We start from the raw sequence: 23,065 nt of genomic DNA on the forward strand, positions 1-23,065 counted from the left end.
TCTCATGGCACAGAAATCAAAGGCTTACCGCGCTGCCGCTTCGAAGATCGAAGAAGGCAAGCTCTACACCGCCGCCGAAGCCGTCGTTCTTGCAAAAGAGACCGGCTCGGCCAAGTTCGACAGCACCGTTGAGGTCGCCCTCAAGCTCGGTGTTGACCCCCGCAAGGCTGACCAGATGGTTCGCGGCACCGTGATCCTTCCTCACGGTACCGGTAAGACCGCCCGCGTCATCGTGTTCGCAACGGGCCCCGCGGCCGAAGCAGCCATCGCTGCCGGCGCCGACGAGGTCGGTGGCGACGAGCTCATCGAGAAGGTAGCCGCCGGTTACACCTCGTTCGACTCTGCCGTCTCGACCCCTGAGCTCATGGGCAAGGTCGGTCGTCTCGGTAAGGTACTCGGCCCGCGCGGGCTCATGCCCAACCCGAAGACCGGTACCGTTACGCCCGACGTGGCGAAGGCTGTCACCGAGATCAAGGGCGGCAAGATCGAATTTCGCGTCGACAAGCACTCCAACGTGCACTTCGTCGCAGGCAAGGCCAGCTTCACCCCTGACCAGCTGCGCGAGAACGTGGGCGCTGCGCTCGACGAGATCGTTCGCCAGAAGCCGAGCTCGTCGAAGGGCCGCTACATCACCAAGGGCACCGTTTCGACGACGTTCGGCCCGGGCATCCCGGTCGACGTCAACGCACTTGCGTAAGGTCTGATCACGAAAAAAGGGGTTCGCTTCGGCGGGCCCCTTTTTGGTTTCCGGATGCCCGGGGCAGCCCAATAGGCTGAAGCTGTGACTCTCGAATTTCGCCGCGCCGGCCACGGCGACGCCGCCCGCCTGGCGCTCATCGCCTCCGCCACCTTCGCACTCGCCTGCCCCGATCGCGCGCGAGCCGGCGACGTAAACCACTTCGTGACCACCAATCTCACCGAAGACCGGTTCGTGGGGTACCTGGCCGACGATAACCGAATCCTTTTCCTCGCCGAAGACGACGGCGTGCCCATCGGCTACACCATGGTGATTCTCGGCGAGCCGACTGACGCTGACGTCGCTGCGTCGATCACGCTGCGGCCGACCGCGGAGTTGAGCAAGATGTACGTCTTCTCAGGCCACCATGGGCGTGGGGTCGCGGCGCACCTGATGTCGCTCTCGGTGGAGGCCGCGCGCGAGGCGGGCGCATCCGGAATCTGGCTCGGAGTGAACAACGAAAACGTGCGCGCCAACCGCTTCTACGAGAAAAGCGGCTTCGCCGTCGTCGGCGCCAAGACCTTCCAGCTAGGCGCCGAACTCGAGTCGGACTTCGTGCGCGAACGCGCCCTCTAGCTCGGCGAGGTCACGCGGCGACGCCCGAGCGACTGTTGCGGACGAGGTGCGTCGTTGGGGCGGTCGCTTTCGTCCGGAAAGCTCGCTCTAGATTTGGTCGGCTACGTTGAGCACGAGTTTGCCGCGGGTGTGTCCCGACTCGAGGGCGCGGTGGGCGGCCGCGGCGTCGGCCAGGTCGAAGACCTCGTCGACGTGAACGAGTACGTCGCCCGAGTTGATGAGCCGGGTGATGATGGTGAGCGTCGACGCGTCGGGCGAGACCTTATAGGTGGTGGCGCGAATGCCGAGGCGGTGGGCGTCTTCGATGACCGTGGGCCAGCTGCCGGTCGGCGCATTGACGAGCAGGCCGCCGGGGCGCAGGGTCGGCAGTGAACGGGTTCCGGTGTCGTTGTGGGTGTTGCCGATGAGGTCGATGACCACGTCGACGTTCGATACCTCGTCTTCGAAGTTCTTCGTGGTGTAGTCGATCACCTCCGCGGCGCCGAGCTCGCGCAGCCAGCTGGCGTTACGGGCCGACGAGGTGGCGATGACGTAGGCACCGAAGTAGGCGGCGAACTGAACCGCGAAGTGGCCGACCCCTCCGGAGGCGGCGTGGATGAGCATCCGCTGGCCTTCGTGAGCTTTTGCCACGTCGACCACCATGCCCCAGGCGGTGAGGGCGGCGAGGGGTACTCCTGCCGCTTCGATGAGCGACAGGCGACCTGGCTTCTTGCAGAGTTGCAGGCTCGGCACTGTGACGTATTCGGCGTACGAGCCTTGGCCGCGTGGCGCGGTGAGCATGCCGTAGACCTCGTCGCCGGGCTTCAGAAAGTGGCCCTCGTACGGTGCTTCGACGACGACTCCGCTGAAGTCTTGGCCCAGAATGTAGGGAAAGCTCGGGATGGCCGCCGCAACGCCGCGCCCCGCTCGAGTCTTGGCGTCGAGCGGGTTGAGGCCCGCGCCAGCGACCTTGACGAGCACTTCGGCGTTGATTCGAATGGGCATCGGCACGTCGGCGGTGTGCAGAACCTCCGCCGACCCGGTGCTGTCGATGACCGCCGCTGTCATGGTGGTCGGGAGGTTGTCGCGGCTTAAGACGTCTGCCTTCGGATTCGACAAGTGGCTCACTCCGGTTGTTTGATGCGTCATCGGTAACCTTCCGTGTGGTGCGACCAACTCCGCTGGTGATCGCGAGGTATCGACTTGCTCTGTAGCGCATTCGCGGGGGCCCCGTGAACCAGTAAAGCCCCCCATTGATACAAAGATGTTACGAGGGTGTCACCTTGTTGCTAACAAACCGGCAGCAAACCTCACTTTCGTTCGTATGGTTTAGCGGTTGTCGTAGACGCGCTTGAGTTTGCCGCCCGAGCGCTCGAGCGAGCCGGGGGCCGCGAGTTCGACGGTGACGCTCGAGCCGATGCGGGTCTTGATGTCGCGAACGAGGGCGGCCGAGGCGCGCTCGCCCTCGGCGGCGCTGAGGCCGGGGGTCGGTTCGATGCGCACGGTCATGCAATCCATGCGGCCCTGCTTGGTGAGTTCGAGCACGAAATGCGGCGACAGCCCGTCGATGGTGAGCGCGATCTCCTCGATCTGCGTCGGAAAGAGATTGACGCCGCGCAAGATGATCATGTCGTCGTTGCGGCCGGTGATCTTCATGATGCGGCGCATGTTCGGCCTGGCGGTTCCGGGTAGCAACGTCGAGATGTCGTGTGTGCGGTACCGGATGATCGGCAGCGCTTCTTTGGTGAGAGTGGTGAAGACGAGTTCGCCCTGCCGACCATCCGGAACCGCGTGACCCAACGCGTCGACGATTTCGGGCCGAAACTCGTCTTCCCAGATGTGCGGGCCGTCTTTGCTTTCGATGCATTCGCTGCCGACGCCGGGGCCCATGACCTCGCTGAGGCCGTAGATGTCGAGGGCGTCGATACCGAAGCTCTCTTCGATGGTGGTGCGCATCTCGTTGGTCCAGGGTTCGGCGCCGAGCACGCCCACTGTGATGGAGCTGTCGCGCGGGTCGATTCCGCTGGCGCGAAGGGCGTCGATGATGGTGAGCAGGTAGGTGGGGGTGCACATGATGGCGTCGGGTTCGAAGTCGCGAATGAGTTGCACCTGCTTCAGGGTGTTGCCGCCCGACATGGGTACCACCGTGCAGCCGAGCCGCTCGATGCCGGCGTGCGCGCCGAGGCCGCCGGTGAAGAGGCCGTAGCCGTAGGCGTTATGCACCATCTGGCCGGGGCGGATGCCCGCGGCGCGCAACGAGCGGGCGACGAGGTTCGCCCAGCGATCGAGGTCGCCCTGCGTGTAGCCGACGACGGTGGGCAGCCCGGTGGTGCCCGATGAGGCGTGGATGCGCGTGACCTCGCTGCGCGGCACAGCAAACATGCCGAACGGGTAGGTCTCCCGCAGGTCGTCTTTGGTGGTGAACGGAAGCTTTTCGAGGTCTGACAGCTCGCGAATGTCGTCGGGGTGCATGCCGACCGCGTCGAACTTGCGGGTGTAGAGCGGAACGTTCTCGTAGGCCCTTCGCACCGTCTGCTGCAGCCGGCTCAGTTGCAGTGCCTCGAGTTCGTCGCGCGACATGCGCTCTTCGGGGTCGAGTTCGGCGGCCGCCGGGGCGTGCGCTCGCGTCTTGTTCGTGACCGGTGACATGGGGCCCTCCGTTGGGTGTAGGTGTCGTGCGATGGATGCGCGTCAGCGCGCAGGGATGGGCAGGTTGGTGGTGCGGCTGCGGCCACGGAATTCGGCGACGATGGCACCTGATTCGTCGGTGACTTGCACGTCGTAGATTCCGGTTCGGCCGCTGAGCGTGCGGCGGGCTGCCGTGGCAGTGAGCAACTGCCCTGATCTCACCGGTCGCAGAAACGAGATCTCGGCGCCGGCTGCTAGGGTCACGGCCTCGTTTTCGTTACAGGCGATGGCGAAAGCGGTGTCGGCGACGGCGAAGATGAAGCCGCCGTGCATCACGTCGAATCCGTTCAGCATGTCGTCGCGCACGAGCATGGTGACGACCGCAGAGCCGGGCTCGCCCGTGACGACCGTCATGCCGAGGGCAGCGGATGCTCGATCCCTGCCCATCATCGCAGTAGCGCCAGTAGCGCCAGTAGCGCCAGTAGCGCCAGTAGCGCCAGTAGCGCCAGTAGCGCCCGTGTTGCCCGCGGCGTTCGTACTCTTCACCCGAAACCTCTGCCTCGTTGCGTGGGGGGTGCGCGTTGATCATCGCGCTCGTTCGCGTTCACTCTACATCACTGACTGAACGTACGGTAAGTGGAGTTGACGACGGCGTCGTTGACGTGGCATTGTTTACAGAACGAACGGTCAGTAAGTTGGGTCAGCGAGGTAACGGAGCCATGGCAGAAGCATTTGTGATCGGCGGGGTGCGCACTCCGATCGGGCGATACGGCGGCTCGCTGGCGACGGTTCGGCCCGACGACCTCGCCGCCATCGCGATTCGTGAGCTGGTAGCCCGCACCGGGGTTGATCCTGATCAGATCGACGACGTGATCTTCGGTGATGCGAACCAGGCCGGTGAAGACAATCGAAACGTGGCACGAATGGCCGCGCTTCTCGCCGGGCTGCCGGTGACGGTACCGGGCATTACGGTGAACCGCCTTTGTGCATCCGGTCTCTCGGCCGTGCAGCTGGCGTCGGCGATGGTCAAGTCGGGCGAAGCAGACATCGTGATCGCGGGCGGGGTCGAGTCGATGACCCGTGCACCATGGGTGCAGGCGAAGCCCGAGAAGGCGTGGGCGAAGCCGGGGCTGGCGTATGACACGTCGATCGGCTGGCGGTTTCCGAACCCGGAGTTTCTAAAGCGCGACAAGTTCACGTTCAGCATGCCCGAAACGGGCGAAGAGGTGGGCATTCAAGAGGGCATCTCGCGGGAGGATGCCGATGCCTTCTCGCTGCGATCGCACCAGCGCGCGCTCGCAGCTGCGGCCGCTGGGCACTTCGATGACGAGATCGTTTCGGTGCCGACGAAGGCCGGGCTGGTCACCGCTGATGAGGGGCCGCGCGCCAACACGTCGCTCGAAGTTCTTGCGGGCCTGCGCCCAGTGGTCAAGGGCGGAACGCTCGTGACGGCCGGAAATGCATCGCCGCTGAACGACGGGGCCGCCGCGATTCTGGTGGCGAGCGAGTCGGCCGTCGAGCGATTCGGGCTGACGCCGCGTGCTCGGGTCATCGGCGGGTCGTCGGCGGGGGTCTCGCCCGAAGTTATGGGGCTCGGGCCGGTTCCGGCCGTTCAGAAGCTGATGGCACGCACCGGGCTGTCGCTTGACAGCATCGGTGCCATCGAGCTGAACGAAGCGTTTGCGACGCAAGCGCTCGCCGTGGTTCGCCGCCTCGGGCTCGACGAGTCGATCGTGAACGCTGACGGGGGCGCTATTGCGCTCGGGCATCCACTTGGCGCATCGGGCACCCGGATTCTCGTTACTCTGCTGGGCCGCATGCAGCGCGAAGGCGCAGCGCGCGGCCTCGCGACCATGTGCGTAGGCGTCGGCCAAGGCGCGGCGCTCGTGGTCGAGGCGGTGTAGCGGATGCTCGTGAATACTCGCGTCGCTCGCTTTGACTCGGTGCCCGCTTGTGTATCTGCGGCGCAGCAACCGCACACGAGGGGCGCGCTTCGAGCCCGCGCCGCAGGGTCGCCCCGAGTCGGGCACACTCGTCGAAGGGGTGCCGACGCATGACTGAGCTACCCGAGTTGAGCACTCTGCGGGTCGTGGATGATCGCGCCGACCGTTTGCATATCGCGCTGAACCGCCCCGAAGTTCGCAACGCCATCGACCTGACCATGGTGACGGAGATGCACGCCGTGTGTGCTGACCTCGAGCGGTCGCCGCGCATTCTCATCGTGTCAGGCGGCGACGGAGTGTTTGCCTCAGGTGCCGACATCGCGCAGCTGCGCGAACGCCGGCGCGATGACGCCCTTGCCGGAATCAACTCCCGCATCATGGTGCGCATTGCGGCGCTGCCGCTGCCGGTGATCGCCGCGATCGATGGCTGGGCGCTGGGCGGCGGCGCAGAGCTTGCGTATGCGGCCGACTTTCGCGTCGCCTCGTCGAGGGCGAAGATCGGCAACCCCGAGACGAGCCTCGGAATCGTCGCGGCGGCCGGCGCGACCTGGCGGCTCGTCGAACTCGTGGGGGAGCCGCTGGCCAAAGAGATACTGCTCGCGGGGCGAGTACTCGACGCCTCCGAAGCGCTCGCGGCCCGTCTCGTCTCGTCGGTGCACGAGCCCGCCGAGTTGCTGGCGGCAGCGGATGCCCTTGCCGACCGCATCGCGAAACAAGACCCCCTGGCACTGCGCTTCACGAAGAGCATGATCCACGCGCCGCGTACGGCGCACCCCGCCATCGACGAGCAGGCGCAGGCCGTGCTCTTCGAAAGCGACGCGAAGTTCGAGCGTATGACAGCGTTCCTCGAGAGGAAGACACGATGAGCTCCGTGCCCGACGTGGCGGATGTGCTCGAGGTAGTAGCCGTGCCCGACGTCGTGGGTGTGCTCGGCGGGGGCCGCATGGGCGTGGGAATCGCTCATGCGTTTCTGCTCGCGGGCAGCAGGGCGATCATCCTGGAGCGTGACGATGCTGCGGCAGCGCACGCACGCGAGGCGTTCATCAGTGCTCTTCTGAAGAGCGTTTCTCGAGGCACGACGAACGAGAATGCCGACGCGCTGCGCGATCGCATCGACGTCACCACCGACGTTTCTGCGTTCGCCAGCGCAGGGCTCGTCGTGGAGGCGGTTCCCGAAGACTTCGCGCTCAAGTCGTCGATGTTGCAGCGGGTTGAGGCGGTGCTCGGTGACGACGCGTGGCTCGCCTCGAACACGTCATCGCTCTCGATCGACGACCTTGCCGCGACCCTCAGCCGGCCTGAGCGGTTCTGCGGGCTGCACTTCTTCAACCCCGTTCCGTCGTCGACGCTCGTTGAGATCGTGCGCGGCGAGGCCAGCCTGCCGTCGCTCATCGAGGCCGCTCAGGGCTGGGTCGAAGCGCTCGGCAAGACGCCCATCACGGTGAAGAACTCGCCGGGGTTCGCCAGCTCGAGGCTCGGTGTGGTCATTGCGATCGAGGCGATCAGGATGCTCGAAGAGGGCGTCGCTTCGGCCGAAGACATCGACGCGGCCATGGTTTTGGGCTACAAATTTCCCGTAGGCCCGCTGCGGCTCACCGATCTCGTGGGCCTCGACGTTCGGCTCGGAATCTCGGAGTACCTCGCCTCGACACTGGGTTCGCGGTTCGAACCGCCCGCGCTGCTGCGCGAGAAGGTGGCCGAGGGCAAGCTCGGCCGCAAGAGCGGCGAGGGCTTCTTCGTGTGGGCCGACGGGGAGGCGTGAGCGATGAGTGAGGTGCGGGCGCGTCTGGGTCGGCCGGGTGAGAGCGGTCGGCCGGGTCAGCCGGAACAGTCGGGCCGGCCGGGCCAGCCGGGCCATAAGAGTGAGCCGGGTCAGAGCGGCCAGCCGGCTTCGCCGTGGGTCATCGAGCTCGGCGAGCTCGACCGCAAGATGGGCATCGTGGTGCTCGAGCAGTCGGCCGAACGAGTGGTGGCGACGATGCCGGTGAGCGGCAATACCCAGTCGTTCGGGCTGTTGCACGGGGGAGCATCCGTCGCCCTCGGTGAAGCGCTCGGATCGTGGGCCGCGGTGATCCACGCCTCGACGCTCGGTAAGAGCGCGGTGGGGCTCGACATCAACGCGACGCATCACAAGGGTGCGCGAGGCGGCACTATTACGGGCGTCGCCACCGCCATTTCGCTCGGCCGCACCATCGCCTCGCATGAAGTCGTGATCAGCAACGAGGCGGGCGAGCGGCTCTGCACTGTGCGAATCACGAACCTCATCGTCGCGGCGATGTAACCTCTGCAGTTTCAGCAATCGAAGGGCACGTCATGACCACCACCGAAACCTCCACGCTCGTAGCGGCGACGTCGGCCACCGAGGTGCCGCTGCTGCCCAGTTTTGTCGAGGGCGAGTGGTGGAGCCCGGGGGTGGATGCCCGGGCATCCGCTGCCCCGGTGCGCGACGCCTCGACGGGTGAACTCGTCTCGCTGGTCTCGAGTGCGGGTCTCGACGTCGAAGCCGCAGTCAGGTACGCCCGCACCGTCGGGCAGAAGAGCCTCGGCGCGCTCACCTTTCACCAGCGCGCGCTCATTCTGAAGGCGCTCGGCGCCTACCTCACCGAGCACAAGGCGGAGCTCTACGCCGTCAGCACCCAGACCGGCGCGACGAAGCGCGACTCGGGGGTCGATATCGACGGCGGAATCGGCGTGCTCTTCACCTACGGCTCGAAGGGCCGGCGCGAGCTGCCGAACTCGACCGTCATCGTCGATGGAGCACCCGAGAACCTCGCGCGCGACGGGTCGTTCGGCGGGCAGCACGTGTACACGCGGGTGCCTGGTGTGGCGTTTCAGGTGAACGCCTTCAACTTTCCGGTGTGGGGCATGCTCGAGAAGTTCGCTCCTGCGTTTCTGGCCGGGGTGCCGAGCATCGCGAAGCCGGCGACGCCGACCGCCTACCTCACCGAGGCGTGCGTGCGGCTGATGGATGCATCGGGGCTGCTGCCTTCGGGTTCGCTGCAGCTGATCTCGGGCTCGGTGCGCGGCTTTCTCGACCACCTCGACTTGCGCGACCGGGTCGGGTTCACGGGGTCGGCCTCGACGGCCCGCTCACTCTTCGAGCATGCGAACGTCATTTCGGGTGGGGTGGGGCTCACGGCCGAGACCGACTCGCTGAATGCCGCGATCTTGGGCCCGGATGCCGCGCCCGGCACCCCTGAGTTCGATGCGTTCGTGGCGTCTGTCGTCACCGAGATCACCTCGAAGGCGGGGCAGAAGTGCACGTGCATCCGGCGCGTCATCGTTCCGCGTGCGCAGATGGACGCCGTCATCGACGCAGTGGGCGCGCGCATCACGGCCCGCACCGTAGTGGGCGACCCGCGCGCTGACGGCGTCACCATGGGGCCGCTCGCGAGCATCGAGCAGCGCGACGAAGTGCTGCGCTCGATCGACGCGCTGCTGGCGGGCGGCGGGCGCATCGCGTTCGCTGCTGATGATGCTGCTGCTGAGGGCGAGCAGCGCGCCGCGTTCACAGGGCCGCAGGTTGTGCGTGCCGACGGCAGCGTGGGGGAGTCGCCCGATGGCGCGTTTCTTGCGCCCGTCGTGCTGCGGTTCGACGACTCCGACTCGGCGGCCGTGCACGAGATCGAGGCCTTCGGGCCGGTGTGCTCGGTGATCGGGTACGACGATGTCGACGACGCCGTTCGCCTCGCGAACCTCGGTGGTGGCTCGCTGGTTGCCACGATCGCGAGCGTCGACCCGGCCGCCGTGGCGACGTTATTCGGCGGAATCGCTCCCTTCCACGGGCGCGTACTCGTGCTCGACCGCGACGACGCGCGCACGAGCACCGGGCACGGGTCACCCGTTCCGCACCTGGTGCACGGCGGCCCCGGGCGTGCGGGCGGGGGTGAGGAGCTCGGCGGAATCCGCGCCGTGAAGCACTTCATGCAACGAACCGCGGTGCAAGGCACGCCCGCAGTACTCACCGCGCTGACGGGCGAGTGGCGTGAAGGCGCGCCCACGAGTCAGTCGGGCGCGGGTGCAGCCCCGGCGTCGGCTGACGAAGAGAGCGTCGACTCGGTTGACGAGAGTGGTGCGGCAGGCGTGAGCGCTGCCGAGCATCCGTTCAGAAAGCCGCTGTCACGGCTGCGGTTAGGCGACGCCGTGGCTTCGGATGCCCGTGAGATCACCCTCGACGACATCAGCCACTTCGCCGAATTCACTGGCGACACCTTCTATGCGCACACGAACGAGGAGGCCGCGGCGGCGAATCCCTTCTTTCCGGGGCGTGTCGCCCACGGCTACCTGCTGCTCTCGTGGGCGGCCGGACTCTTCGTCGACCCGGAGCCCGGGCCCGTCTTGGCGAACTACGGCCTCGAGAACCTGCGCTTCGTCACCCCCGTCTCGCCCGGTGACCGCGTGCACGTGACCCTCACCGCCAAGCAGATCACCCCGCGCGAGAACGAATCGTATGGCGAGGTGCGCTGGGACGCCGTGCTGCGCAACCAACACGACGAGCCCGTGGCAACCTACGACGTTCTCACCCTCGTCTCCAAGGAGTAGCCTGACCCGAGTCTGAAGGTGAATATAACTCGCCTATAATCGGTGGATGAGCGAGTTCACGACTGACGGCACTCGACAAGAGGCCATGCCGTCGAATTACAGCGCCGTGTTCGGCGAAGTGAAACGGCGTCTGCATGAGTCGCGGTATAGGGTGCAACGTGTCGTGAATGCTGAACTCATTCACCTGTATTGGCAGATCGGCAAAACCCTGGTAATCGAGACCGCGAGCCAGGGGTGGGGCGGCAAAGTGCTCGATCGTCTCTCCTCCGATCTGAAGGCGGAGTTTCCCGGAACGACCGGGTTCTCAGTCACAAACCTGAAGTACATGCGGTCATTTGCAGAGACCTGGCCCGACGAGACCTCAATTGGTCCACAGCTTGTGGACCAATTGCCTTGGGGGCACGTGAGAGTACTGGTCAGCAGCTTCAACGATGCCGAGCTCCCGAGATTGAAAACGCTATGGTCGAGCGCATCAGCCACACCCTTGGCGAATTCGGCACGGGCTTCGCCTACGTGGGGCGGCAAATTCACGTCGCTGTCGCAGGCGACGACTTCTACATAGACTTGCTTTTCTTTCATGTCGACCAGCTTCGCTACGTCGTGGTTGAGCTCAAGGTAGGGAAGTTCAAGTCGGAATACTCGGGCCAACTCGGTTTTTAGGTGACCCTCGTTGATGATGTTCTTCGCAAACCAAATCACCAACCGACTGTCGGTCTGTTGCTGTGCAGCAACAAGAACGACCGCGTGGTGCGTTACGCGTTAGGGGGCAGTTCCAAGCCAGTCGCTATCGCGAGCTATGACCTCCTCCCGCACCCCGAGAAAGCGGCGCTACCCTCCGAGGAATTGCTCGTGCGTGCATTCGAGCCAATGACGCCCGACAGTTTGAATGGAGGCTAGGCGGGGCGGTGCAAGCCGTCGAAGGCCACCGAGATGACGTCGTCGGCGAGTTGGGCGGGCGTGAGGGTGCCGCCGGGCTTGTACCACTCCACGATGGAGTTGATCATGCCGAAGAGCAGTCGCGTGATGGTTCCCGAGTCGACATCGGCACGCAGCGAGCCGTCGGCGCGAGCCTGATCGACGAGCTGCGAAACCTGGTGGTCGAAGGCGCGGCGTCGTTCGAGGGCGTTGCGTTCGATCTCGGTGTTGCCGCGCAGGCGCAGCAGCAGGGTGACGTAGGGCAGATCATCGACCAGCACCTGCACGGCCCCGCGCAGCACGAACCGCAGCCGATCTTCGGCCGGGCCCGCGGTGGCGCCGGGCAGAGTCAGGATGCCCTCCAGCCCCCCGAGCGCACGCTCGAGCGCGAGGCGCAGCAGATCTTCTTTGCCGCTGACGTGATAGTAGACGGCCGACTTGCTCGTGCCGAGGCGCTCAGCGAGAAGCCCCATCGAGGTGGCGTCGTAGCCGTAGTCGTTGAAGGCACCCACAGCGATGTCGAGCACCGCCGGCAAGTCGTAGGCCGCGCGCCCGTTGCGCCCGTTGCCGCCGCCCGTGGGCGTGACGGTCTCGGGGCTGGATGCACGGTTCATTTGCACTCGACTCTAGCCGAATTGGCTACTTGCCCCGCGCTCCCACACGTGATAGTTTTACTGAACGATCGGTAAGTAGTGAGGCTTCGATGAGCCTCAGACGAGGAGACTCTGATGGACGTATTCGAAGCCCCCGGCACCGCGCCCGAGTCGGCGGCAGCCACGCAGACCGCCGCAGCCTCGACCGGCGCGCCGACCGCAGAAGACGAGCAGGGCCTCGCCCGCTTCCTCGAGTTGATCGAAAGCGACGCGCGCGTCGAACCCACCGACTGGATGCCCGCTGCCTACCGCAAGACCCTCGTGAGGCAGATCTCGCAGCACGCGCACTCCGAGATCATCGGCATGCAGCCCGAGGGCAACTGGATCACGCGCGCCCCCAGCCTCAAGCGCAAAGCCATTCTCATGGCGAAGGTGCAAGACGAAGCGGGGCACGGCCTCTACCTCTACTCCGCCGCCCAGACGCTCGGCACCGATCGCGACACCATGTTCGAGCAGCTGATCACGGGCAAGGCTAAGTACTCCTCGATCTTCAACTACCTCACGCCCACCTGGGCCGATATGGGTTCCATCGGCTGGCTCGTCGACGGGGCAGCCATTTGTAACCAGGTGCCGCTCTGCCGGGCATCCTATGGGCCCTACGGCCGCGCCATGGTTCGCATCTGCAAAGAAGAGAGCTTCCACCAGCGTCAGGGCTTCGAGATTCTGCTCAGCCTCATGAACGGTACGGATGCTCAGCGGCAGATGGCGCAAGAATCGGTCAACCGCTGGTACGCCCCGGCGCTCATGATGTTCGGGCCGCCCGACGAAGACTCGCCCAACTCGCAGCAGAGTATGGCGTGGAAGATCAAACGCTTCAGCAACGACGACCTGCGCCAGCGCTTCGTCGACATGTTGGTTCCGCAGGCCGAGATTCTGGGTGTGACGCTGCCCGACCCCGATCTGAAGTTCAACGAGGAGACCGGGCACTACGACTTCGGCGAGCTCGACTGGTCGGAGTTCTACGAGGTGCTGAAGGGAAATGGCCAGGCCAACACGGTTCGTGTGGCCAAGCGCCGCGCCGCCCACGAGAACGGTGCGTGGGTTCGCGAGGCAGCTCGTGCCTATGCCGACAAGCAGGCCGCAGCTGCCGAGGCCGCAGCGCTCGCCGCGAACGAGATGGTGGCCGCCTGATGGATGCCCGTGCATCCGCTCGCCCACGAGCCGTAACGACGAAGGAGAACCGCTGATGCCGAGCCCCGGAGATTCAGGCGCCCGCGAAGAGTGGCCCCTGTGGGAGGTGTTCGTGCGGTCATCTCGTGGCCTCTCACACGTGCACGCCGGGTCGCTGCACGCGCCCGACGAAACGATGGCGGTGCGTAACGCGCGCGATTTGTACACCCGTCGCAACGAGGGAGTTTCGGTGTGGGTGGTTCGGGCATCCGACATCACCGCATCAGACCCTGACGCGAAGGGCGCGTTCTTCGAGTCGCCGCAGGGCAAAGACTTCAGGCACGCCATCTACTACACGAAGTCTGAAGGGGTGGCGCACCTGTGAGTGTGAAGCAGCGGCAGGCACCCACCGGAATCGTGACGCCCGAACTCATCGAAGCCGAGATCGAGGGCGGGCTCGTCGCGACCGAGGCGGTGGCGCAGTACGCACTGGGGCTCGGTGACGACGCGCTCATCTTGGCGCACCGGCTCGGCGAGTGGATCGCCAATGGGCCCGAGCTCGAAGAAGACATTGCGCTCGGCAACATCGGGCTCGACATTCTGGGCCACGCCCGCAGCCTGCTCACCTATGCGGGCAGCGCCTGGGGTAAGACCGAAGACGACCTCGCGTACTTCCGCAGCGAGCCCGAGTTTCGCTGCCGCCAGCTCTTCGAGCAGCCCATCGGCGATTTCGGGCAGACCATCGCCCGCCAGCTGATCGCATCGGTGTACTTCGACAGCCTGTACCGGGCTCTGATGCACTCGTCAGACAAGACGCTCGCCGCCATCGCCGCGAAGGCCACCAAAGAGGTCGACTATCACCTCGACCACAGCACGCAATGGCTGCTGCGCCTGGGGCTCGGCACCGACGAGTCGGCCTTTCGCATGCAGCGCGGGCTCGACGCGATGTGGCCGTTCGTCGACGAGTTGTACCGTGCTGAGCCGGTGGCGTCGGGCGACTTCGGCGCCGAGCTCGCCGAAGGGCTTGAGGGCATTGCGGTCGATCCGCGGGCGTTGCGGGCCGAGTTCGATGCGGTTGTGCCTCAGCTGGTTCGGGATGCCGGACTCACGGTACCCCAGACGTCGGCCGTTCGCGGCGGGGGTCGGCAGGGCATCCACTCTGAAGCGTTCGGGCCCTTGCTCGCCGAGATGCAGGTGCTCGCGCGGCAGCATCCGGGTGCGTCATGGTAGCCGTGGCAGACCTCGAGCGCGAGGCGCGGCCCCGGCCCGAGGGTGAGCTCGAGCGGTCGCTGTGGAATGTCGCGGCCACTGTCGTCGACCCCGAAGTGCCCGTGCTGACGATCGAAGACCTCGGCGTGCTGCGCGCGGTTCGGGTCGTCGGCGAGCGCGATGCTTCGTTCGTCAACAGCTCTACGACTGTCGCACCCGGTGTTCCCCACGTCGTCGTCGACATCACTCCGACATATTCCGGATGCCCGGCCATCGACGCCATGCGCGATGACATCGTTACGGCGCTTGCCTCGAACGGGTACCCCGGAGCGACGGTGAACGTCGTGCTGAGCCCGGCGTGGACCACGGACTGGATGAGCGAATCCGGCCGCGCAAAACTGCAGGAGTACGGCATCGCCGCCCCGGCTCCGCGTGGCGCAGGGGTCGGGGGTGCGGCTGGTGGCCGCATCAACTTAGGGCTCGGCATCCAGTGCCCGCACTGCGGGTCGATGCACACTCGTGTACTCTCCCGCTTCGGCTCCACCTCGTGCAAGGCGCTCTACGTGTGCCAGCGCTGCCAGGAGCCCTTCGACTACTTCAAGGATCACTAGCCATGAGCGGTACCCCCACGACCACCGATGAGGCCGGCCAGACCGTCGGCGAACTCGACAATGACGCGGCTTTCGAGGTCGCCGAGACGGGTCGCGCCGCCGATCACGGCGCGCTGACCGATGGGCCCCCCGCCGACGAAACGTTCGCCGCAGATGGCGCTGCCGACGACCCAGCCACACCCGCCCGCCGCCGCGCCACCTTCCACGCCCTGCCCGTGTCGCGGGTGCGCCCACTCACCGACGACTCCATCGAGGTGTCGTTCGACGTACCCGACGAGCTCGCCGACGCCTACGATTACGCGCCCGGTCAATACATCGCCATTCGAACATCCGTCGAAGGCGAAGACGTGCGCCGTAGCTACTCGATCTGCCAGGCGCCCGTGCGCGGCGAGCTGAAGGTCGCCATCAAGCGTGACCTCGGCGGCGTGTTCTCCACCTGGGCCGTCGAGAACCTCGCGGCAGGTATGGAGCTCGAGGTGATGAGCCCCGAGGGCCGGTTCACATCGCAGACCGACTTAGACACCCTCGCCACTGCCACGCATTTCGTCGGCATCGCCGCCGGCTCAGGCATCACGCCCATGATGGCGCTGATCGAAAGCACCCTGCAGGCGAGCCCGGCGAACCAGTTCTCGCTGGTCTATTCGAACCGCACGGCCATGGACACCATGTTCGTCGACGAACTCGCCGACCTCAAAGACCGCTACCCCGCGCGCCTCGCGCTCTATCACGTGCTCACCCGCGAACGTCGCAGCTCTGAGTTGCTCTCGGGGAGGCTGGATGCGGAGAAGTTTCGCGAGATACTCGGCACGCTCATCCGACCGTCTGACATCGACGAATGGTTCATCTGCGGCCCGTTCGACCTCGTGCAGCTCTGCCGCGACACGCTCACCGACCTCGGAGTCGACATCTCGGCCATTCGGTATGAGTTGTTCACCACGGGGCGGCCCGACCGCCCCGCGGGTCAGGCGGGGCGGCCCGTCGAGGTGGGCTCAGACCAGGCCGTGCACACCATCAGCTTCACCCTCGACGGCACCACGGCAACGGTCACGAGCCCGGTGCACAGCAATGAGAGCATTTTGAACGCCGCCCTGCGTGTGCGTGGTGATGTTCCGTTCGCCTGCGCCGGGGGAGTGTGCGGCACCTGCCGGGCCGTCGTCACCTCGGGAACCGTCGACATGGTCGAGAACTACGCGCTCGAGCCCGAAGAACTGGCGCGCGGGTATGTGCTCACCTGCCAGGCGATTCCGACGAGCGACGCCGTCTCGGTCAACTACGACGCGTAGGCGAATGGATGCTCGTGCGCTCGCCATGCGCGTGACCATCGGCTCAGCACTGGTCGCACATCCGATTCTCACCGAGGAGAACCCATGACTGTCTCACTCACCATCGTTGACGATGTCGCCGAGATCGCTCTCAACGACCCGGGCAAACTGAACTCGCTCGACGCTGATGCGATCGCCGAGCTCTCGGCGGCCCTGAAGGCGGCCGCCGACGCGGGCGTGCGCGCCCTGCTGTTGCGCGGCGAGGGCCGAGCCTTCTGCGCCGGGCGCGACATCTCGAACGTCGACCCCGCCACCGATGACGCGCGGGGCTACCTCGACACCGTCGTGACCCCGCTCCTTCGCCAGATCGCCGCCTTTCCGGCCCCCACCTTCGCGGCCGCCCACGGCGCCTGCCTCGGCGTCGGGCTCGGTCTGCTCGTCGCCACCGACGTGGTCTACGTGGCTGACACCGCCAAGATCGGCTCGCCGTTCGCGAACCTCGGCGCCACCCTCGACTCCGGCGGTCACGCCCTCTTCTTCGAGCGCCTCGGCGCCCACCGCACCCTCGACCTCATCTACACGGCTGAGCTGATGAGCGGCGCCGATGCCGTGGCTGCCGGCCTCTTCAGCCGCGTGCTGCCGGCGGATGATCTGCTCACGTTCACTCGCGCGAAGGTCGCCCGCGTGGCGCAGGGCGCGACCGAGGCGTTTCTAGCGAGCAAAGCACTTATCGCGAGCATCCGCGACGACCGCATCGGACTGTGGACGTCGCTCGCCGATGAGAACCGCGCCCAGGGCGACCTCTGCCTGACCGACGACTACCGCGAAGGCTTCGCGGCCTTCCAGCAGAAGCGGTCGCCGGTCTTCCACGGCACACCCGCGCGCTGACCGCGCCCGCACACGCGTCTGCGCAACCTCGATCCCTGACACGAGCCGAACGCTCAGCCCACATTAGACATTCCAGAGATATTTCTATAGTGTATGAGAAGCCCGGGCCGCAAGGCACCAGTGTCGGAGGGCTGTCAGGAGGCGGAGAATGTCGCAACGTGATCTCGTTCGCGGCGGCGCATCGCTGTTCGCCGACGACGGCCCCGACGGCCTGCTGCACCGCGCTTTTCTGCGCGGCGAGGGCCTCTCCGCCGACGAGGTGCGCCGACGCCCGGTGATCGGCATCTGCACCAGCTTCAGCGAACTCAACCCCTGTAACGCCGGCCTCGCGACGCTCGCCCAAGCGGTCAAGCGCGGTATCGCCAGCCGCGGCGGCCTCGGCCTCGAGTTTCCGACCATCTCACTCAGCGAACCGTTCTCGCGCCCCACCAGCATGTACCTGCGCAACCTGATGTCGATGGATGTCGAAGAGATGATCTCCTCCTCACCCATCGACGGCGTCGTTTTGCTCGCGGGTTGCGACAAAACCGTTCCGGCTCAGCTCATGGGCGCCCTCAGCGCAGACAAGCCCGCCGTCATGGTCACCGCCGGCCCGCGGCCCACCTCGTGCTGGCACGGCGAACCGATGACCATCGATGACGTCTGGCCGCTCATCGACGAGCGCCGCATCGGCCGCCTCGGCGACGACGAGTGGCTGAAACTCGAGGGCGATCTCAACGTGGGCGTCGGCACCTGCAACGTGCTCGGCACCGCCACCACCATGGCCGCCATTGCCGAGGTGCTCGGTTTCGCGGTGCCCGGGGCGGCACTTTTGCTGGCCACCAGTGCGGCGCAGAACACGCTGGCCGAACGCGCCGGTGAGCTCATCGTCGACGTGGTGGCTCGGGATGCCCGGCCCTCCACCCTCGTGACCCTCGCTGCCCTCGAGAATGCGTTTCGCGTCGTCTGCGCGCTCGGTGGTTCGACGAACGCCGTGATCCATCTCGTTGCCCTCGCGGGGCGCGCCGGACTCACACTCACCGTCGATACCCTTCGCACCTGGGCCGCCACGACACCCCTCCTCACCGATGTGCGCCCCTCCGGCCGCTACCTGCTCGCCGATTTCGAGCGCTCCGGCGGGGTGCCTGCCCTCGTGCGCGAACTCGCGCCGCTGCTCGACACCTCGCGCCCCACCGTGACGGGCGCATCCTGGGCAGACACCGTCACGGAAGCGGCTCAGGGCAGTGCCCAGCCGGCGCGCCGCGGCGCCCGCAATCTCGGCTCGAGGGGCGGCGGCTCCGTCGAACGACGAAACGGAGCGCCGGCCGTGCCCGTGCCCGCACTTCGAACCCTCGCCGACCCGGTCGCGCCCGCGGGCGGCGGGCTCGCCCTGCTCACCGGAACCCTTGCCCCTGGTGGTGCCGTGCTGAAAACGAGCGCCGCGTCGAGTGCGCTGCGGCAGCACCGAGGCCGCGCGGTGGTTTTCGACGGCGTGGCCGACGTCAATGCCCGCATCGACGACCCCGCGCTCGAGGTCGATGCGTCGAGCATCCTGATTCTGCGTGGAGTCGGCGTGCGCGGCGCGATGGGCATGCCCGAAGTCGGGCACATTCCCATTCCCGCCAAGCTCGCGAAAGCCGGCGTCACCGACATGATGCGGCTCACGGATGCCCGCATGAGCGGCACCGCCACCGGAACAGTGATCGTGCACATCACCCCCGAAGCGGCCGTGGGTGGGCCGCTGGCTTTCGTTCGCGACGGAGACCTCATCGAAGTAGACGTCGAGGCCGGGCGCGTCGATCTGCTCGTGGGCGATGACGAGCTCGCTGCGCGCAGGGCCGCGACGCTTAGCGGTCACTCGAGCGCGCCGTCTGCGGCTGCGTCGGATGCCGCCGGCTCATCTCGTGCACCAACCACGAGCATCCCCAGTCGCGGATTCTCCTGGCTGCACTACCAGCACGTGCTCCAACCCGACCGGGGCTGCGACTTCGACTTTCTGCGTGCTGACTTCTCCGGCGGGCGAGCACCTGCACTCGAAGGCGTCACGTCGTGACCGCCCCCATCGGTTTCGTGGGCGCGGGTGTGATGGGGTCACACATCGTTCGCCGCCTGCTCGGCGCCGGCATCGACGTGCTCGTCTTCGCCCGAAGCCCGGAGAAGGCGGCCGATCTCATCGCCGCGGGAGCCGAGTGCACAGCAGACCTCCGAGAGGTGGGAGAGCGGTGCGACATCGTGCTCGGCTGCCTGCTCGACGACCCGGCTGTAGATTCGGTCTACCTGGGCGCCCCCGGTTCGCGGTCTGAGATCGGCAATACCGCAGACGCGGCCGGTGGCCCGGCAAAGCCCTTCGCACTCGTCAGTAACGGCCGCTCGGGTCAGGTGTTCATCGAACACGGAACGTTCAGCCCCGGTCTCGCGCGGCGCATCGCTCGCGTCGCTGCAGATCGCGGCGCGCGGTTCATCGACGCACCCGTCACGGGCGGCCCCGAAGGGGCGGCCGACGGCACCCTCGTCATCATGGCCGGTGCAGGGGTGGCCGGTGCAGGAGTGGCCAGCGCAGGAGTCGCCGGTGCAGCTGAGGCCGGCGCAGGAGTGGCCGCCGCAGCGGGGGCCAGCGCAGCCGAAGCTGCACCGACGACCTCCGCTCTCTCGCAGCACGTGCTCGACCTTTTCGCTGTGTACTCGCGTGAGACTCATGTCACGGGCCAGGTGGGTACGGGCGCCGAACTCAAGCTCGTCAATCAGTTGCTGGTGAGCGTGCACATGGCGGCCGCGGCCGAAGCGGCCGCTCTGCTGCGCGCCTCGGGCGTCGATGCTGCAGTCGCGACGGCAGTGCTCGGTGCCGGATGGGCGGCCAGCACCATGCTGACCCGCGAGCTGCCGCTCGCGTTGCGGGGCGACTTCGCGAACCGGGGCGCATCCATTGGCGGTCTGATTCACGTGCAGACGATGATCGCTGCGGCATTTGCTGATGCCGGCGTCAGTGCGCGGCTGCTGCCGACGACGGTGGCACTCTTCGCAGACGCAACGCAAGCGGGGCTCGGCGACTCCGACCCGGCGGCCCTCATCGAGCTCTACCGAGCAGACGCCTCGGCAGGAGCGGCCGCCACCGCGAGCGCGGCAGAGGCGACCGGCGCACGTGGCGAAGCCGCCGCCAAACCGCGGGCCGAAGCAGAAACGTCGGCCACGCCGGCCGGGGTACGGCCGTGATGGGGATGCACGAGCATCCGTTCTCGTTGTCGATGTCGATTCTGTTGGCCGACGTACCGCTGCTCGAGCGGCCTGCCCTCGCGAGGCGGTTGGGCTATGAGAGCGTGGAATCGTGGTGGCCGTGGGCCCACGAGGTTGCATCGCGCCGCGAGCTAGCGGCGTTCGCCGGTTCGCTCGAGGCCGCCGGCACGCAGTTGCTGTTGCTGAACGTCTGCGAGGGCGACGCCCAGTACGGCGGCCGCGGCCTGGCCGGAGTCGTGGGCGCCGATGACGCGTTCTGGCGTAATTGGGAGTCGGTGCTCGCTCTCGCAGAACGAACCGGGGCGCGCCACATCAACGTACTCGTCGGCGACTCGGCCCGAGCCGCTCCCGTCGCATCGGCACGCAGAGGCGACTCGGCCCGAGCCGCGAGAGCGGCCGCTCCCGGCGCAGGGGCGCACAGAGGCGACCCGCGTTTATTGGGGAGCCGGATCGGCGACCGCAGCGCAGCCGGCTCCGAACACGGCGACACGCTCGCGCGCCTCACCGAACGACTCGCTGTGCTCGCCGACCAGGCGCACGAGGTGGGCGCAGGTGTCGTGATCGAGCAGCTCAACCGTTTCGACCATGCGAATTACCTGCTCACCGACCCCGACGATGCCGTGCTGGTCACTCGTCGCGCGCGTTCTGCCTCGAAGCAAGCGAACATCGGTCTGCTGAGCGACGTCTACCACCTGGCGCGGGCCGGCACCGACCCGGCGAGCTTCGTCGCCGCGCACGCTGACCTCGTACGCCACGTGCAACTCGCCGACGACCCCGGTCGAGGCAGGCCAGGCACCGGAACCATCCCGATTCGCGAAACCCTCGACACCCTCGCCATCACCGGGTATGACGGGATGATCGGGCTCGAGTACACCCCAGGCCCCGACGAACTCGCGGCCCTCGCGCGACCCGCCGAACTGTGGCGCTCGCTGCGTGAACCCGTTCCGCAAGGAGACCACAGCGCATGAACGTCACCCCCGGTTCAGCAGCAGAACAGGAACGGCCATCCGTTCCCGCCCACGTCGACGTGCTCGTGGTCGGAGCAGGCCCTGTTGGCCTGGCTGCCGCCCTCCTTCTGCAGCGCGCCGGCCTCACCGGCGCCGTGCTCGAACGCAAAACCGAGCTCGGCCACCACCCGAAGGCCCGCGGAATACGCCTTCGCGCCAGCGAACTGATGCGCATCTGGGGCTTCGACGAGGCTCTCCGAGCGCGGTCGATGCCCGGCGAGACTCACCGGTTCATCTACACTGAAGCTCTCAGCGGCGAAGAGATCGCCCGAACGCCCCCGGGCCCGGCGGGAGATGACGACTGGGCGAGCGCCGAGCGGTATCGCGTTGCTCAAGACGAGCTCGAAGCGGTTCTCGACGGGCAGGTCGCGATCGAGTGCGAAGCGGTTGACGTACTTCGCGGTTACGAGGTTGTCGGGGTCGAAAACGTGGCAGATGGTGTCATCGCGACCGTGCTCGGGCCCGGGGGAGCGCGGCTGAGCATCCACTCGTCGTATCTCATCGCTGCAGACGGGGTGGGCAGCCGCGTGCGAACCCTGCTCGGCCTGACGCTCGGCGACGGTCGCCCGGCACCGTACTGGCAGAGCGTGTACTGGCGCGGTGACCTCAGTGCGTATACGGCCGACAGGCCCGCCATCATGTACTACACCCAGACGGGCGGCGACTCGCTCGTGGGCATTGCGCCGGCCGGCGGGCGCGATCGGTGGGTGACCATTGTGCAACGCCCGGTGACGGATGCCCGCCCAGACGCCTTGACGTGTGATGAGGCAGTGGCGCTCATCCGCTCGGCCGTGGGTGTCGACGATCTGACGGTCGATGTCGTTTCGAGCGCCACCTTTCGCATCAGCGCCGACGTGCTCGAGCACTACCGCGTCGGCCGCGTCTTCTTCGCCGGAGACTCCGCGCATTCCCTGCCACCGACCGGCGGATTCGGCATCAACACCGGCTTCGCCGACATTCACAACCTCGTCTTCAAGCTCGCCTGGGTGCTGCGCGGGGTCGCACCTGACTCGCTGCTCGACAGCTACGAGAGCGAGCGGCAGCTGGTGGCACGCTCGAACGCCGAGTGGTCGAGCGTGAACGCCAAGCGCATGATCGCGTTGAAGAAGGCGCTCGCGGCCAACGATCGCCCCGAAATCGTGCGCCTCGTCGCCGAGCAGGCCGGGCACGTCGACCCCCTCGACCAAGACCTTGGCTTCACGTACGCGACCCCGGCGGCGACCGCGACCCCCTCGGCGACCGCGACCCCCGCGGTGCCTGCCGCGCCCGCTCCGGATGCCCGGCCCTCCTTCACTCGTCTGACCCTCGGCGCCCGCGCCCCACATGCTCGAGTTCTGACGCAGAGGGGCGAGCGGTCGACGCACGACCTCTTCGAGGGCCGCCTGACGCTCGTGGTCGCCCCCCACGGTGACGCCTGGATCGAAGCCGCCGCCGCCCTGCCGCCGAACCTCGCCCTGCAAACGGTGCGCATCGGCTCGGGCCCCCTGCTCGCGGCCGACGCTGCGCTAGCCGAACGCTACGATTTCGGCGACGTCGGAGCCGGACTCATTCGCCCCGACGGCCATGTCGCCTGGATCACTCACGACGAAGGCACCGAGCGCCCGCTGAGCGACGCGATTACCGAGCTACTCGCAACCGGCATCGTCGGTGCGCCACTTCAGCGGGCGACCGTGCTCGGCCGCTAGCCGGGTTCAACGCTTTAGACGGCGACCATGCTCGGCCGCTAGCCGGGCTAGACGCGCCAGCACGAAGGCCCAGACGGGTCGAGCCGACACCAACCCTGCGCGGAGCCGGCG

Annotated in this window: 22 protein-coding genes and 1 pseudogene; 19 read left to right on the forward strand and 4 right to left on the reverse strand. The window is 66.9% G+C overall.

The window, feature by feature from the left end; genetic code table 11:
* Positions 1-4 precede the first annotated feature (4 nt).
* Positions 5-697 carry a 50S ribosomal protein L1 gene (gene rplA / locus IEX24_RS00960; RefSeq protein WP_188672287.1) on the forward strand — a complete coding sequence of 231 codons (693 nt, stop codon included), beginning with the start codon at positions 5-7 and terminating at the stop codon, positions 695-697.
* Between the two features lie 84 nt (positions 698-781).
* Entirely contained in the window at positions 782-1,312 is a 531-nt protein-coding gene (locus IEX24_RS00965; RefSeq protein ID WP_188672290.1) for a GNAT family N-acetyltransferase, read from the forward strand.
* An 87-nt stretch (positions 1,313-1,399) separates the two neighbouring features.
* Here the strand turns inward: IEX24_RS00965 and IEX24_RS00970 are convergent, their stop codons facing one another.
* The 3 genes from IEX24_RS00970 to paaI form a co-directional block, all read right to left on the reverse strand.
* Positions 1,400-2,359 carry an NADP-dependent oxidoreductase gene (locus IEX24_RS00970; RefSeq protein WP_188674154.1) on the reverse strand — a complete coding sequence of 320 codons (960 nt, stop codon included), beginning with the start codon at positions 2,357-2,359 and terminating at the stop codon, positions 1,400-1,402.
* 261 nt (positions 2,360-2,620) lie between these two features.
* Complete coding sequence (gene paaK, locus IEX24_RS00975; protein WP_188672292.1) at positions 2,621-3,940, reverse strand: phenylacetate--CoA ligase PaaK; 1,320 nt, start codon at positions 3,938-3,940, stop codon at positions 2,621-2,623.
* A 42-nt stretch (positions 3,941-3,982) separates the two neighbouring features.
* Positions 3,983-4,465 (reverse strand): hydroxyphenylacetyl-CoA thioesterase PaaI, encoded by a 483-nt coding sequence (paaI, locus tag IEX24_RS00980; RefSeq protein ID WP_229715029.1) that lies wholly within the window; start codon positions 4,463-4,465, stop codon positions 3,983-3,985.
* Between the two features lie 173 nt (positions 4,466-4,638).
* Here paaI and IEX24_RS00985 point away from each other — a divergent pair, with 173 nt between their 5' ends.
* From IEX24_RS00985 to IEX24_RS19910, 7 genes and pseudogenes are all read left to right on the forward strand, one after another.
* On the forward strand, positions 4,639-5,823 hold the full coding sequence (locus IEX24_RS00985; protein ID WP_188672295.1) for an acetyl-CoA C-acyltransferase: 1,185 nt from the start codon (positions 4,639-4,641) through the stop codon (positions 5,821-5,823).
* 149 nt (positions 5,824-5,972) lie between these two features.
* Positions 5,973-6,728: an enoyl-CoA hydratase/isomerase family protein gene (locus tag IEX24_RS00990; protein ID WP_188672298.1), complete on the forward strand. Its 756-nt coding sequence runs from the start codon at positions 5,973-5,975 to the stop codon at positions 6,726-6,728.
* The gene (locus tag IEX24_RS00995) at positions 6,725-7,624 is read left to right on the forward strand and encodes a 3-hydroxyacyl-CoA dehydrogenase family protein (protein WP_188672302.1); all 900 of its coding nucleotides are present in this window, start codon (positions 6,725-6,727) and stop codon (positions 7,622-7,624) included. Before IEX24_RS00990 ends, IEX24_RS00995 begins: the two co-directional genes overlap by 4 nt.
* 168 nt (positions 7,625-7,792) lie before the next feature.
* Complete coding sequence (locus IEX24_RS01000; RefSeq protein ID WP_229715076.1) at positions 7,793-8,143, forward strand: hotdog fold thioesterase; 351 nt, start codon at positions 7,793-7,795, stop codon at positions 8,141-8,143.
* 32 nt (positions 8,144-8,175) lie between these two features.
* Positions 8,176-10,404 carry a phenylacetic acid degradation bifunctional protein PaaZ gene (paaZ, locus tag IEX24_RS01005; protein ID WP_188672308.1) on the forward strand — a complete coding sequence of 743 codons (2,229 nt, stop codon included), beginning with the start codon at positions 8,176-8,178 and terminating at the stop codon, positions 10,402-10,404.
* 46 nt (positions 10,405-10,450) lie between these two features.
* The gene (locus IEX24_RS19905; RefSeq protein WP_307821402.1) at positions 10,451-10,966 is read left to right on the forward strand and encodes a DUF1016 N-terminal domain-containing protein; all 516 of its coding nucleotides are present in this window, start codon (positions 10,451-10,453) and stop codon (positions 10,964-10,966) included.
* Positions 10,864-11,301, forward strand: a pseudogene (locus tag IEX24_RS19910) (PDDEXK nuclease domain-containing protein). Before IEX24_RS19905 ends, IEX24_RS19910 begins: the two are co-directional and overlap by 103 nt.
* Here IEX24_RS19910 and IEX24_RS01015 read toward each other — a convergent pair.
* Positions 11,298-11,933: a TetR/AcrR family transcriptional regulator gene (locus tag IEX24_RS01015; protein WP_188672311.1), complete on the reverse strand. Its 636-nt coding sequence runs from the start codon at positions 11,931-11,933 to the stop codon at positions 11,298-11,300. The pseudogene IEX24_RS19910 and the gene IEX24_RS01015 sit on opposite strands and share 4 nt — an antisense overlap.
* Before the next feature lie 114 nt (positions 11,934-12,047).
* On the opposite strand from IEX24_RS01015, the gene paaA reads away from it, so the two are divergent.
* The 10 genes from paaA (at position 12,048) to IEX24_RS01065 (ending at position 22,954) form a co-directional block, all read left to right on the forward strand.
* A complete protein-coding gene (gene paaA, locus IEX24_RS01020; protein WP_188672314.1) occupies positions 12,048-13,103 on the forward strand; it encodes a 1,2-phenylacetyl-CoA epoxidase subunit PaaA in 1,056 nt (351 codons plus the stop codon).
* Positions 13,104-13,158: 55 nt separating this feature from the next.
* Positions 13,159-13,467: a 1,2-phenylacetyl-CoA epoxidase subunit PaaB gene (paaB, locus tag IEX24_RS01025; protein WP_188672318.1), complete on the forward strand. Its 309-nt coding sequence runs from the start codon at positions 13,159-13,161 to the stop codon at positions 13,465-13,467.
* Complete coding sequence (gene paaC, locus IEX24_RS01030; RefSeq protein ID WP_188672321.1) at positions 13,464-14,312, forward strand: 1,2-phenylacetyl-CoA epoxidase subunit PaaC; 849 nt, start codon at positions 13,464-13,466, stop codon at positions 14,310-14,312. Before paaB ends, paaC begins: the two co-directional genes overlap by 4 nt.
* Entirely contained in the window at positions 14,306-14,902 is a 597-nt protein-coding gene (gene paaD, locus IEX24_RS01035; RefSeq protein ID WP_188672324.1) for a 1,2-phenylacetyl-CoA epoxidase subunit PaaD, read from the forward strand. The genes paaC and paaD overlap by 7 nt, the downstream gene beginning before the upstream one ends.
* 2 nt (positions 14,903-14,904) lie before the next feature.
* Entirely contained in the window at positions 14,905-16,185 is a 1,281-nt protein-coding gene (gene paaE / locus IEX24_RS01040; RefSeq protein ID WP_188672326.1) for a 1,2-phenylacetyl-CoA epoxidase subunit PaaE, read from the forward strand.
* Positions 16,186-16,269: 84 nt separating this feature from the next.
* The gene (locus IEX24_RS01045; RefSeq protein ID WP_188672329.1) at positions 16,270-17,052 is read left to right on the forward strand and encodes an enoyl-CoA hydratase/isomerase family protein; all 783 of its coding nucleotides are present in this window, start codon (positions 16,270-16,272) and stop codon (positions 17,050-17,052) included.
* Positions 17,053-17,200: 148 nt separating this feature from the next.
* Complete coding sequence (locus IEX24_RS01050) at positions 17,201-19,084, forward strand: dihydroxy-acid dehydratase domain-containing protein (protein WP_203585961.1); 1,884 nt, start codon at positions 17,201-17,203, stop codon at positions 19,082-19,084.
* Complete coding sequence (locus IEX24_RS01055) at positions 19,081-20,241, forward strand: NAD(P)-dependent oxidoreductase (protein WP_188672332.1); 1,161 nt, start codon at positions 19,081-19,083, stop codon at positions 20,239-20,241. The genes IEX24_RS01050 and IEX24_RS01055 overlap by 4 nt, the downstream gene beginning before the upstream one ends.
* Positions 20,242-20,273: 32 nt before the next feature.
* Entirely contained in the window at positions 20,274-21,230 is a 957-nt protein-coding gene (locus tag IEX24_RS01060; protein WP_188672335.1) for a TIM barrel protein, read from the forward strand.
* Entirely contained in the window at positions 21,227-22,954 is a 1,728-nt protein-coding gene (locus IEX24_RS01065) for an FAD-dependent monooxygenase (protein WP_188672338.1), read from the forward strand. Before IEX24_RS01060 ends, IEX24_RS01065 begins: the two co-directional genes overlap by 4 nt.
* The last annotated feature ends 111 nt before the right edge of the window (positions 22,955-23,065 follow it).

Origin of the sequence: Subtercola lobariae (assembly GCF_014640255.1) — a bacterium.
GTDB lineage: Bacteria > Actinomycetota > Actinomycetes > Actinomycetales > Microbacteriaceae > Subtercola > Subtercola lobariae.

Bases quoted from the DNA above. Each gene is read 5' to 3' on its own strand.
- rplA (WP_188672287.1), top strand. From the start codon at position 5: ATGGCACAGAAATCAAAGGCTTACCGCGCTGCCGCTTCGAAGATCGAA.
- IEX24_RS00970 (WP_188674154.1), bottom strand. From the start codon at position 2,359: ATGACAGCGGCGGTCATCGACAGCACCGGGTCGGCGGAGGTTCTGCAC.
- paaK (WP_188672292.1), bottom strand. From the start codon at position 3,940: ATGTCACCGGTCACGAACAAGACGCGAGCGCACGCCCCGGCGGCCGCC.
- IEX24_RS00985 (WP_188672295.1), top strand. From the start codon at position 4,639: ATGGCAGAAGCATTTGTGATCGGCGGGGTGCGCACTCCGATCGGGCGA.
- IEX24_RS00990 (WP_188672298.1), top strand. From the start codon at position 5,973: ATGACTGAGCTACCCGAGTTGAGCACTCTGCGGGTCGTGGATGATCGC.
- IEX24_RS00995 (WP_188672302.1), top strand. From the start codon at position 6,725: ATGAGCTCCGTGCCCGACGTGGCGGATGTGCTCGAGGTAGTAGCCGTG.
- IEX24_RS01000 (WP_229715076.1), top strand. From the start codon at position 7,793: ATGGGCATCGTGGTGCTCGAGCAGTCGGCCGAACGAGTGGTGGCGACG.
- paaZ (WP_188672308.1), top strand. From the start codon at position 8,176: ATGACCACCACCGAAACCTCCACGCTCGTAGCGGCGACGTCGGCCACC.
- IEX24_RS19905 (WP_307821402.1), top strand. From the start codon at position 10,451: ATGAGCGAGTTCACGACTGACGGCACTCGACAAGAGGCCATGCCGTCG.
- IEX24_RS01015 (WP_188672311.1), bottom strand. From the start codon at position 11,933: ATGAACCGTGCATCCAGCCCCGAGACCGTCACGCCCACGGGCGGCGGC.
- paaA (WP_188672314.1), top strand. From the start codon at position 12,048: ATGGACGTATTCGAAGCCCCCGGCACCGCGCCCGAGTCGGCGGCAGCC.
- paaB (WP_188672318.1), top strand. From the start codon at position 13,159: ATGCCGAGCCCCGGAGATTCAGGCGCCCGCGAAGAGTGGCCCCTGTGG.
- paaD (WP_188672324.1), top strand. From the start codon at position 14,306: ATGGTAGCCGTGGCAGACCTCGAGCGCGAGGCGCGGCCCCGGCCCGAG.
- paaE (WP_188672326.1), top strand. From the start codon at position 14,905: ATGAGCGGTACCCCCACGACCACCGATGAGGCCGGCCAGACCGTCGGC.
- IEX24_RS01045 (WP_188672329.1), top strand. From the start codon at position 16,270: ATGACTGTCTCACTCACCATCGTTGACGATGTCGCCGAGATCGCTCTC.
- IEX24_RS01050 (WP_203585961.1), top strand. From the start codon at position 17,201: ATGTCGCAACGTGATCTCGTTCGCGGCGGCGCATCGCTGTTCGCCGAC.
- IEX24_RS01060 (WP_188672335.1), top strand. From the start codon at position 20,274: ATGTCGATTCTGTTGGCCGACGTACCGCTGCTCGAGCGGCCTGCCCTC.
- IEX24_RS01065 (WP_188672338.1), top strand. From the start codon at position 21,227: ATGAACGTCACCCCCGGTTCAGCAGCAGAACAGGAACGGCCATCCGTT.